This is a genomic window from Pseudomonas putida (assembly GCF_026625125.1).
Taxonomy (GTDB): domain Bacteria; phylum Pseudomonadota; class Gammaproteobacteria; order Pseudomonadales; family Pseudomonadaceae; genus Aquipseudomonas; species Aquipseudomonas putida_X.
This window is the reverse complement of the sequence record NZ_CP113097.1, coordinates 4,906,106-4,918,554: the sequence shown is the minus strand read 5'-3', so window position 1 is coordinate 4,918,554 and position 12,449 is coordinate 4,906,106. Positions and strand designations below refer to the sequence as shown.

General features: G+C 67.9%; 1 protein-coding gene. It reads right to left on the bottom strand.

Features of this window, described 5'->3' with window-relative positions:
* Positions 1–27: 27 nt before the first annotated feature.
* Positions 28–12,351, bottom strand: a complete 12,324-nt coding sequence (locus OSW16_RS22620; protein ID WP_418942022.1) for a BapA/Bap/LapF family large adhesin — start codon at positions 12,349–12,351, stop codon at positions 28–30.
* Between the last annotated feature and the right edge of the window lie 98 nt (positions 12,352–12,449).

Here is a 12,449-nt window from a genome sequence, read left to right as displayed (position 1 = left end):
CATGGCGCCCGGCGGGTTACTGCGGCCTCAGACGACATGGATGCCGTTCTGCACCCACAGGTGGTGGCTCGGATCCTCCTGGGCCGTGTATTGGTTATAGTCGATGCCGTCGGCGCTCTGGCTGCCGGTCAGGCTCCAGTTATCGGTCATGTGCACCGAATCCTTGTCGTCACCTTTGATCAGCAGCGTGCTGCTGCCGCTTTCGGTGACGGCCACCACATCCGCCAGGCTCAGCGTCAGGGCCACTGCGCTGGTGTCGTTGAGGTCGATGATTTCGATGTCGTGGACACGCTCAGCCAGGGAGCCCAGGTCGATGCTGGCATCGCCGCCGCCCCACAGCAGGGTGTCGGTACCACTGCCGCCGTCGACGCTGGCAAAGGCCTGGTCGACCACCACGAGGGTGTCGTCGCCCGCCCCGCCTTGCAGGCTGATGTGCCCGCCCTGGCTGCCATCGAGGTGGTCATTGCCATCGCTGCCGGCGATCACCTCGGTCGATGCGGCCGCGGCCACACTAGCCAAGGTCGCCCCCTCGTCACCGCTTTCAGCCAGCAGCGAAGTGGTCGCGGTAAACCCGGCAGCGTTGTCCAGGTTGATGGTCAGCGTTGCGGTATCGGTGGTGCCGTTGGGGTGCGTCAGTTCGTAGGTGAAGGTGTCCTGTTGGCCGATCACTGCCGAGGTCAGGCCCTCCTTGAGGGTATAGGTGTAGCTGCCGTCAGCGTTCACCAGAAGCGTACCGTAGGTGCCGGCCACGCTGACGCCGTTGTAACCGGGGATGGCGTAAGTGTTGGCCGCTACCAGCACGCTGAGCACGGTCAGCGTCGAACCGAGGTTGTCGGCACCGCCCCCGGCGGTGTCGGTCAGCAGGTTGCCGGTCACGGGGGTGTAGCCGCTGACCACGAACTCGTTGGTGTGCGTGGTGGTGGTGTTGAGGCTGGTGGTGATCGAGCTGGCCAGGCCAATGCCACCTGCGCTGACACGGATCTCGTAGGTACCGGCGCCCTGGTTCTGGAAGGTGTAGGCCGAACCGCCGCCGAGCAGGCTGACCAGCGACCCACCGGGCACAGACTGCACGAGGACGTACTGGCCGGTAGCCGTGTTGAGTTTGTAAAGGCCGAGGGTGGTGCCGTTGAGCAGGCCCAGCAGGTTGGCGGAGTTGAGTACCACTTGCAGGTTGGCGGTGGTGTCAGCGGCAACGGTGGTGGTGTAGGCCGCTTGCCGCGAGCCGATCAGCGGCAGGGACAGTGTGCCCAGTGTGGCGCTGGCGGTGTCCACCCGGTTCGCCAGGCTGATGTTGGTGCTGTCGATGTCGTTGACGGCATCGACCACCGTGGCGGGCGCGCTGAGGTTGCTGTCGCTCCAGACCTCCGTGGCTTGCGGGCTGTCGATCCGCACATAGAGGTTGGCGACATCGGTCAGGCCGTTGCCGTGCACCAGTTGATAGCTGAACACGTCCACCTTGCCGACGCTGGCGGGGGTGCCGTTGGGCGTGTAGGTGTAGCTGCCATCGGCGCGGATCACCAGGGTGCCATACAGGCCCTGCACTTCGGTGGCGCTGCCGGCGGTGACGTAGCTGCCGTTCTTGAGCACTTGCAGCACGGCACTGCTGTCCGGGCCACGGGCATCGGTGGTGCCGTCGACCCCGGGGTCGGTGATGACGTTGCCGGTAGTGGGGGTACCGGTGCCGGTGAACTGGGTCAGGCTGGTGGTTTCGATGTCCAGCGTGGTGGTCACGTTGGTCACCAGGCCGATCCCGCCGCTGCCGACGGTCAGCCGGTACTCACCGGCTTGCAGCTCGCCGATGTCGACGCGCACCCCTTGGCCCAACGGCAACAGGATCAAGTCCAGCAGGCCCTGGCTGTTACCGGTCGCTAACGTGACCCAGGCCCCGGCAGCATTTTTTACCTGCAAGGTGAAGGTGGTGTTGTCGAGCAGGGCCAGGGCACTGCTTGTGGTCAGCGTCAAGGTAGGGTCAACCGTGGTGCCGGCCCCGACCGTCCAGGTGTAGGTCTTGCTGAAGCCCGCCAGCAGGGTGGTGAAACTGTCGGTGTAGGTCTGCGTGGCGACAACCGGTGCCAAGTTGACGGTGGCGGTTGCCAGGTTGTCGCTGGCGATCACCGGTGCATTGGCGTCGACGTCCGGCGCGGTGATGGTGACGTTGCCGGATACGTTGTTGCGGGGGTCGGTGAGCGACACCGACAGGCTCTGGCCGTTGTCCTGGGCAGGTGTCAGGGTGACGGAGAAGGTGCCGTCGGGCTGCACCGTGCCGGTTTGCAGGACGGTGCCGTTGGCGCTACGCACCGTGACCGTGGCGCCAGCCTCGCCGCTGCCGGTCAGCGTGCTGCCGTCGGCGCTGATCACCAGGTTGCTGGCCAGCGCTGGCGGGGTGAGGTCTGGAGCGGTCAGTGCGGTGCCGGTCGAAGCGTTGCCGCTGGCGTCGGTCAAGGTGACCGTCAGGGCCTGGTTGTCGATCTGCGCCGCCGCCAGGCTGACCACGAACAGGCCGTTGCTGCCGACTGTGGCGGTGCCGAGCACGGTGCCTGCCGCGTCGCGCACGGTGACGGTGCTGCCGATCTGGCCAGAGCCGCTGACCGTGGTGCCGTTGGCGTTGATGGCGGCCACTGGCGCCGCGGGTGGCGTGGTGTCGGGTGCTGTGACGCTGGCGCTGCCGGACTGGTTGCCGGCGGCATCGGACTGGCGCACGGTGAGCAACTGCCCGTCGTTCTGCGTGGTGGAGAGGTTGACGGTGAAGCTGCCATTGGGTTGCACCACGGCGCTGCCCAGCGGCCCGCCCGGGCCGGTGACGGTGACTGTCGCGCCGGGCTCGCCGACACCGGTCAGCACGGTGCCTGCGCCGCCCACGGCCAGGTTGGTCGGTGCCGCCGGCGCCTGAGTGTCCGGCGCGGTATAGCTGGTGCTGCCCGAGGCATTCTGTGCCGCGTCGACCTGCGTCACACCGAGTACCTGGCCGTTGAGCTGCGCGCTGGCCAGGTTGATGCTGAACACGCCGCCCGCGTTGACCACGCCGGTACCGAGCACATTGCCGTTGGCATCGCGCACGGTGACTGTGGCATTGGCTTCACCGGTGCCGGTCAGCACCAGGCCATTGGCGGACAGCGCAGTGACCACCGGGTTGGCCGGCGGCGTGGTATCGGCCGCCTGCACGAACACGGGTTGCGACTCAGTGCCCGCCACCGCCTCGGCAGTGACCGACAGCGATTGGCCATTCAACTGGGCGCTGTCGAGCTGCAGACTGAAGTCGCCGTTGCCGTCCGCTGTACCAGTACCGATCACATTGCCCTCACTGTCATAGACAGTGATGGACGCCCCGCTGGTGGCGTTACCCGTGAGGGTCAGGCCGTCAGGGTCCAGCACCACGTTGGTCGGGGGCGCTGAGGGTGGAACATCCGGGGTGAGGTAGGTCTGTACTGGCGAGGGGTTGGTACCGTCGTTTTGGATCACTTCCAATGTGACGTCTGCGCCAGGTGCGGGGGCGAGGTCGATGGAGAAGTTGCCATTGGCATCGACCACGCCGGTGCCGATTACAGCGCCTCCCAGGCTGACCGTCACTGTAGCGTTGGGCTCGCCGCGCCCGGTCAGCACGTCGTAGTCGGCATTGATGGCCAGATTGGTCACCGGTGCAGGCGGCGACGTGTCGCCAGCCTGGTAAGTGGCTGGCAGCGAAGCGTTGCCCGCCTCATCAAGGGCGACCACGGTCAGCAATTGGCCGTTGTCCTGTGCCGGGCTCAACGTCACGCTGAAGGTGCCGTCTTGGTTGGCCTGGATGGTGCCGAGAATGGTGTTGTCCGGGCCACGCACGGTGATGATGCTGTCGGGTTCGGCACTACCGGTCAGCAGCGTGCCCGTCGCGTCCAGCGCCAGGCCGGTGGGTTGCCCCGGTGGCACCAGGTCCGGGGCGGTCACTTCGAGTGGCGCGCTGGGGTTGCCGGTGGCGTCCTGAGCGACCACGGTCAGTACCTGGCCGTCGATCTGTGGGGTGGTGAGGTCAAGCACGAAAGTGCCATCAGGGTCGATCACCCCCTGGCCGACCATGTCGCCACGGTCGTTCATCACGGTGATGCGCGCCCCTGCTTCGCCGCTACCGGTGAGCTGGGTGCCGCTGGCGTTGAGCACCGCGACCACCGTGGCCGGCGGCGTGGTGTCGGCTGCGGTGGCCGAGCTGATGGGCGATACGTTGTCGCTGTCGTCTGTCAGGGTTACCTGAAGCGTCTGGCCGTTGAGCTGCGCCGAGCTCAGATCGACCACGAAGGTACCGTCGGCCTCCACGGTGGCGGTGCCGATTTCAGTGGTGCCCAGGTACACGCGTACCGTGGTGCCCGCTTCGCCGACGCCGCTTAGCTGATCGCCTGCAGCATTGAAGCGCAATTCGGTCGCCGCTGCAGGGGGCGTGAGGTCGGGGGCATCGACGGTGACCGGCGCGCTGATGTTGCCGGGTGGGTCGGCCTGCTGTACCGACAGCACTTGCTGGTTGATCTGGGCGGGCGACAGTTCTACTGAGAAGCTGCCGTCGGTGAGCACAATGGTCGTACCGAGCACTACGCCTGCGGCATTGGTCACCGTGACGGTGGCGCCTGGTTCACCCTGGCCGGTGACCACGCTGCCATCGGCATTGATCGCCACCTGTGTGAGGATGGCCGGCGGCGTGAAGTCGGGCGTTTGCAAGGTGGCGACCGCCGACACGTTGCCGGCTGCGTCGGCCTGGCTGAGGCTGAGCAGTTCGGCGTTGCCCAGCGCCGGGTTGAGCGTGACGGTGAAATTACCGCTGGCATCGACCACTGCCGTGCCGATTTCGTCGCCCTGGGCGTTGGTCACACTCACCTGTGCGCCGGGCTCGCCGCGGCCGGTGAGGGTAACCCCGTCGCTGGAAATCGCAAGCTCGGTGGGGGCGGCTGGAGGGGTGGTATCGGCTGCGGTGATGGGGCTGGGGTCGGACTGGTTGCCGGCGGCATCGGTCAGTACCACCTGCACCTGCTGGCCGTTGGCTTGTGGCGCGCTGAGCGTGACCTGGAAGGTACCGTCGGCGCGGACCACTGCGCTGCCCAGTGTACTGCCATCGGCAGCCAGCACTTTGACGGTGCTGCCGGCCTCGCCGGTACCGTTGAGCACGCTGCCGCCGCCGGCGAATGCCAGGTTGCCAGCAGCCTCGGGCGCCACGCGGTCGGGCGCAGTCAGGCTGACACTGTCGGACTCATTGCCCGCGGCGTCGGTCTGCTGTGCACTGAGCTGCTCGCCATTGATCTGGGCGGTACTCAGGCCAATGCTGAAATTACCATCGGCACCGACCACAGCGGTGCCCAGGTCGACACCGCCTTCGCCGAGCACGGTCACCGTGGCGCCCGGCTCACCTCGGCCGGTGAGCGTCAGGCCATCGGCGCTCAGCACCAGGTTGGTCAGCGCTTGTGGAGCGGTGGTGTCCGGCGCCTGCAGGGTCGCAGGCAACGAAGCACTGCCATCGGTGCCCACGGCACTGACCAGCAAGACTTCGCCGTTGGCCTGAACGCTGTCGAGGTTGACCGTGAAGCTGCCGTCATTGCCCACTGGCGCAGTGCCCAACAGCACGCCGTCAGGGCCATACACACTGACGGTGCTGCCGGGGGATCCATTGCCGGTAACCACCAGGCCATCGGCTGAGAGCGTCAGGTTGTCCGGAATGTCCGGTGCCAGGTCGCCCGGCGCGGTCACGGTCTGTGCCGGCGAGGTGTTCTGCGCGGCATCGGCCTGGGTCACGCTGAGGTTTTCGCCGGCTATCGCTGCAGGGCTGAGCGCGACGGTGAACCGGCCATCGCTGCCGACCGTGGCGGTCCCCAGCGAGGTGCCGTCGGGCGCGCGCACGGTGACCGTGGCGCCGGCTTCGCCGGTACCGGTCAGGCTGGCGCCGTCGGCAGCGACGGCCAGGTTGGCGACGGCGGTGGGTGGTGTGGTATCGGCTGCGGTGTAAGGCGCGGCAGGCGACACGTTGCCTGCGGCATCGGTGGCCGTAACCTGCAAGGTCTGGCCGTTGGTTTGGGCGCTGCTCAGGGTGACCTGGAAGGTGCCATTGCTGCTGGCCACGGCGGTACCCAGGATATTGCCTGCGGCATCACGCACGGTAACGGTGCTGCCTGCTTCGGCGCTGCCGCTCAGTTGCACGCCGCTACTGGCCAGGGCGAGGTCGGTTGGCGCCGCGGGTGGGGTGAGGTCCGGCGCTGTTACCGCAACGGGCGGCGAGGTGTTGTTGCCCGCGTCGGTCTGGGTCACGCTCAAGTTCTGGGCGTTGAGTTGCGCGCTGGTCAGGGTGAGGGTGAAGCTGCCGTTGGCGGCCACCTGGCCGGTGCCAATGATGGTGCCATCGGGGCCGCGTACCGTCACGCTGGCACCCGCTTCACCCAGGCCGGTGAGGGTCAGGCCGTTGTTGTTGAGCACCACATTGGTCAGCGGGGCTGGTGCGGTGAGGTCGGGTGTACTGAGGGTGACAGCAGGCGAGGTGTTGCCAGCTGCATCCAGCTGGCTCACACCGATCGCCTGGCCAGTTGCCTGTGGCGTATCGAATGTAACCGTGAACCGCCCATCGGCGCCCACGGTCGTGGTGCCGACCACGGTGCCGGCGGCGTTGCGCACCTGCACGGTGGCGCCGGCTTCGCCACTGCCTGATAGCTGCCTGCCATCGGCGCTGAGCACGGGGTTGCCGACCGCCGCCGGTGGCGTGCGGTCCGGTGTCGCCAGGCTCGCCGGGCCAGAGATATTGCCAGCGGCATCGCTGAGGGTCACCTGCAGGGCGCTGCCGGTGGTTTGCGCACTTGGCAGGGTGACCTGGAACTCGCCGCTCTGGTTGACAGTGCCGGTGGCCAGTACTGCGCCACTGGCATCGCGCACAGTAACGGTGGCGCCGGCCTCACCCTGGCCGCTGACGACGGTTGCCGCGCTGTTCAGGCTCAGGCCGGCGGGCGCATCAGGCGCTTGCAGGTCAGGCGCCTGCAAGGTTGCGGCCAGCGAGCTATTGCCCGCCGCGTCGCTCTGGGTGACGGTGAGGTTCTGGCCGTTGGCTTGCTGGGGTGTCAGTGTGACGCTGAACAAGCCGTTGCTGCCAACGATGGCGGTGCCCAGTTCGGTGCCTTGGGCATCGACCACGCGCACGGTCGCGCCCACCTCGCCCTGGCCGGTGAGGGTACTGCCGCTGCCGTTGAGGGCAAGCTGGGTGGGGGCATCCGGGGCGGTATTGTCTTCGGCCACGATTGTGGCCGGTACGGAAGGTTTACCGCCGGCTGAAAGGCGTGCGCTGACCTGCAGGGTCTGGGCATTGAGCTGGGCGTCGCTGAAGAACACGCGGAAGATGCCGTCGCTGCCGACCGTCGCGGTGCCCAGCGTGGTGCCGCCGGAGGTCACGGTGATCAGCGAGCCCACGGTGCCTTGGCCGGTCAGGAGGAAGCCGTCGGCACTGATGGTCAGCGCCGTTGGTGTGGCGACCTCGGTGCCGTCTGGCCCGTCCACGTTTACTGGGGTCTCGTTGCCAGCGTCGTCCCGGACCACCACCTGCACGGTGTCGCCGGCAACCAGGGGTGGGTCGACTTCGACCACGAAGGTGCCGTCCGGCCCGGCGGTTGCGGTGCCCAGTTCAGTGGTGCCGTCGCGAACGATGATGGTGGCGCCGGGTTCGGCAGTACCCCCGATGGTCCCGCCATCCGGGCTGATCGTGATGTCGGTGGCCGCATCAGGCGGTGTGGTGTCCGGCGCGGTGACGGTCGATGCGCCAGAGTCATTGCCGGCCCCGTCGCTGACCACCACGGTCAGGGTCTCGCCATTGGTGAGCGGGGTATCAAGCGGCACGCTGAAGCTGCCGTCGCCGTTCACTGCAACGGTGGTGGTATTGCCACTGGGGTCGGTTACCGTGACCGTACTGGCCCCGGGGGCGTTGCCGGTCACCGTGGTGCCATCCGGGCTGACGTCTACATCGGTCGGCAGCGCAGGCGGCGTGAGGTCCGGCGCAGTGGCCTGGGCAGCGAGGGAGGTGTTGCCGGCTGCATCGGTGAGGGTCACCTCGAGGCTCTGCCCATCCAGTTGCGCTGGCGACAGCGGCACGCTGAAGTTGCCGCCCACTGGCACCACGACCGTGCCCAGCAGGTCGCCGTTGGCATTGCGCACTTCAACGGTGGAGCCGACCTCCCCGTTGCCCTGCAGGGTTGTGCCATCGGCACTGACTTGCACGCCGGTCGGGGTGGCAGGGCCGGTTGAATCGTCGGCGGTGAAGGTGGCCGATGGCGAGGCATTGCCCTGCTCGTCGACAAGCACCACCGACAGGACTTCGCCGTTGGTCTGGGCAGGGGCGAGGGTGACGGTGAAGCTGCCGTCGGGTTGCACTTGGGCATCGCCCAGCAATTGCCCGCCAGCATCGCGCACTTCTACGGTGGCGCCTGGCTCACCTTGCCCGCTCAACACACTGCCATCGGCGCTCAGCCCCAGGCCTTGTGCAGGTTGCGGTGCTTCGAGGTCGTTGGCGGTGACGGTGTCGGCAGTGGAGGTGTTGCCCGCCGCGTCCGCCTGGGTGACGGACAGCGTCTGGCCGTTGAGCTGCGGTGGGTCGAGGGTCACCCGGAAGCTACCGTCGGCCTCCACCACGGCGGTGCCCACTACTGCGCCGCCGGTGCCGATGACGCGCACCTGCGCGCCGGGCTCGCCGCTACCGGTGAGCACGCTGCCATCGGCGGAAAGGGCCAGGCCGGTGGGGGTGTCGGGCGCCTGATTGTCCGGGGCTGGCAGGTCGACCGCTGCAGACACGTTACCGGTTGGGTCGCGTTGCTCCACGGTCAAGGCCTGGCCATTGGTCTGCGGTGGGGCAAGGGTGAGCTCGAAGGTACCGTCGCCGGCCACCTCGACGCTGCCCAGTACAGTACCGTCGGGGCTGCGCACGATCACGGTGGCACCCGGTTCGCCAGTGCCGCTGACGGTGGTGCCGCTGTCGTCGATGCTCGGGTTGCCGACGACTTGCGGTGGGGTACTGTCGGGAGCGGTGAAGTCGACCGGCCCGGCACTGTTGCCCAGATTGTCGGTGGCCTCTACGGTCAGGCTCTGGCCGTTGCGCTGTGGCGAGTCGAGGGTGACATCGAAGCGCCCGTCGGCGCCGACTCTCGCGGTGCCCAGTACGGTGCCGTCCTCCGCGCGCACCGTGACGATCGAGCCGCTCTGGCCCTGGCCGGTGAGGTGCAGGCCTGTGCTGTCGATGGCCAGCGCGGAAGGTTGCAACGGGCCGTCCAGATCCGGCGCGGTCAGGGTTGCGGTCGATGTGTTGCCGGCAGCGTCACTCAGCGCCACGTCGAGCATCTGGCCATTGGTCTGGGCCGGTGTCAGGGTGACGGTGAAGACGCCGTTCGCACCCACCACTGCCGTACCGAGCACTGTGCCCTGGGCATCGCTGACCTGCACGGTGGCCCCGGGTTCACCGCGGCCGGTGAGGGTGACGCCATCGGCGCTCAGGGCCAGGTCACTGGCAAGGTTGGGCGCGGTGATGTCCGGTGCGCCGACCTGGGTCGGCAGCGAGCTGTTGCCGTCTGCGTCCAGGGCCACCACATCGAGCAGTTCGCCATTGGCTTGAGGGGGGTTCAGGCCGACGGTGAAGGTGCCGTCATTGCCCACTTGCACGCTGCCCAGCACATTGCCTTGGGCATCGCGCACTTCCACAAAGCTGCCTGCAGGCGCCGTGCCGCTGACGGACGAGCCATCGGGGGCCACCACCAGCCCGGCAGGGCCTTCCGGTACGGGCGTCTGCGGCACGGTGATGCTCAGCTCAGGCGATGCATTGCCGGCAGCGTCGGTTTGCACCAGCACGATGCTTTCGCCCGCCACCACCGGAGCATCCAGTTCGACCAGGAACGTGCCGTTGGCTGCCACCGTGCCACTGCCGATCACATTGCCGTCGGCATCCAGCACTTGCACGGTGGCACCCGCTTCACCGCGGCCCGCGATCACGGCACTGCCGGCGCCCACTATCACGCCGGTGATCAGTGCCGGGGGCGTGATGTCCGGCGCGGTATACGCCAGTGGTGCGGAACTGTTGCCAGCGGCATCTGTGACCGTGATGGCCAAGGGTTGGCCGTTGGCCTGAGCAGGGTCGAGGGTGAGGCTGAAGCGGCCATCCGGCCCGGCGATAGCGCTGCCGATCAGGTCGCCGGAGCTGTCGCGCACTTCTACCCGTGCACCGGGTTCGGCGCTGCCGGTCAGCGTCTGGCCATCGGTGAGCGTCAGCCCGGTCGGTTGCCCGGGAGCTACCAGGTCCGGTGCCGTCAGCGGGCTTGTCGGTGATACGTTGCCAGCGGCATCGGTCAAGGTCACTTGCAGCGACGAGCCATCGGTCACGGGCGTGGTCAGCTGCAGGGTGAAGGTGCCGTCAGGCTGCACCGTCCCAGTGCCCACGACCTGCCCCTGGTCGTTCGTTACGGTTACCGTTGCACCTGCTTCACCGCGCCCCGATACGGTACGGCCATCGCCGCTGATGATCAGGTCAGTGGCGGGCGCCGGCGCAGTGGTGTCACCCCCGCCGGTATCGATGTCCGGCGCGTTGACGGTGCCGGCAGTGGAGGTGTTGCCGGCGGCGTCACTGGCAGTGACTCGCAGCGCCTGCCCATCGGTTTGTGGGGGTTGCAGGGTGACGTTGAACAGGCCGTCGGCACCTGCCACGGCGGTACCCAGCACGGTGCCGTCGGCGGCACGCACTTGCACGGTGGAGCCGGGCTCGGCACGGCCGCTGACGACTCTACCGTCAGCGCTGACAGCCAGGTCGGTCGGTGGCGCGGGCGGGGTGGTGTCAGGCGGGTTGCCAGTCCCGTCATCGGGTGCGTTGATGGCGGCGGCCGGTGAGGTGTTGCCAGCGGCGTCACTGGCAGTGACTTGCAGCGCCTGCCCATCGGTTTGTGGGGGTTGAAGGGTGACGTTGAACAGGCCGTCGGCACCTGCCACGGCGGTACCCAGCAGGGTGCCATCAGCGGCACGCACTTGCACGGTGGACCCGGGTTCGGCACGGCCGCTGACGATCCTGCCGTCGGCGCTGACAGCCAGGTCGGCCGGCTGCGCGGGCGGGGTAGTGTCAGGCGGGTTGCCAGTCCCGTCATCGGGTGCGTTGATGGCTGCGGCAGGTGAGGTGTTGCCGGCAGCGTCACTGGCAGTGACTTGCAGCGCCTGCCCATCGGTTTGTGGGGGTTGCAGGGTGACGTTGAACAGGCCGTCGGCACCTGCCACGGCGGTACCCAGCACGGTGCCGTCGGCGGCACGCACTTGCACGGTGGACCCGGGCTCGGCACGGCCGCTGACGACTCTACCGTCAGCGCTGACCGCCAGGTCGGTCGGTGGCGCGGGCGGGGTGGTGTCGGGCGGGTTGCCAACCCCGTCATCGGGTGCGTTGATGGCTGCGGCAGGTGAGGTGTTCCCGGCAGCGTCACTGGCAGTGACTTGCAGCGCCTGCCCATCGGTTTGTGGGGGTTGCAGGGTGATGCTGAACGCGCCGTCGGCGCCTGCCACCGCGGTACCCAGCACGGTGCCGTCGGCGGCCCGCGCTTGCACGGTGGACCCAGGTTCGGCACGGCCGGTGAGTGTGGTTCCCTGCTCGTTCACGGCCAGTTCGGTGGGCGCCACGGGGGCGGTTGCATCCGGCGCGGTCACGTTGCCAGGCTGCGAGATGTTGCCAGCCGCGTCGGTCAAACTGACGTCCAGGTTTTCGCCATTGACCTGGGGTGGGTTCAAGGTGACGGTGAAGGTGCCGTCGGCGCCCACGGTACCGGTGCCCAACAGGTTGCCAGCGGCATCACGCACGTTCACCGTGGCGCCTGCTTCGCCGCGGCCGGTGAGGCGCAAGCCATCGGGCGATACCAGCAGGTCGATCGGTGTGGCGGGTGGCGTGGTGTCACCTGGGGCGGAGCCGCCGCTGCTACCGCCACCACCGCCGCTGCCTGCGGCGGCGGCAGCGCCACCAACACCCAGCAGGCTCAACCCGGCAATCGCCCAGGTTGGGGTTTCGCTGCCCGCGACGCCGATGCCGGCGACCAGGTCATCGAGCGAGTCGACTTCCTGGAAGGTGAAACCGGTGAAGGCTTCGGCATCGTAGTTGGCGTACCACAGGGTGCCGTCTTCACCGACGAAGACCATGTCACTGCCCACACCTGCCTGGTCCACGGCAAAGAAGTTGCCGACGGTGACCTTTTCCCCAGACTTGAGGGTGACGATCAGGTCCTGACCGCGCCGGGTCACGGTTGCCACCTGGTCCGGCGCAACGGGCATCTGCACCACGCCTGGGCTGTTGAGCGTGATATTGCCCCAGGCATTCTGGGTGGCGACGGTGGTTTGCTTGTCGGCAACGACGATATTGTCCATGGAGGCTCCCTGCTGATGTGCGGTGCACAGGGTCGGCGTAAGCGATCCTGCTGGTGCAACCGCTTGTGCAGTAGCACGCAGCCCGGTCGTCTAACGGT

Bases quoted from the DNA above. Each gene is read 5' to 3' on its own strand.
- OSW16_RS22620 (WP_418942022.1), bottom strand. From the start codon at position 12,351: ATGGACAATATCGTCGTTGCCGACAAGCAAACCACCGTCGCCACCCAG.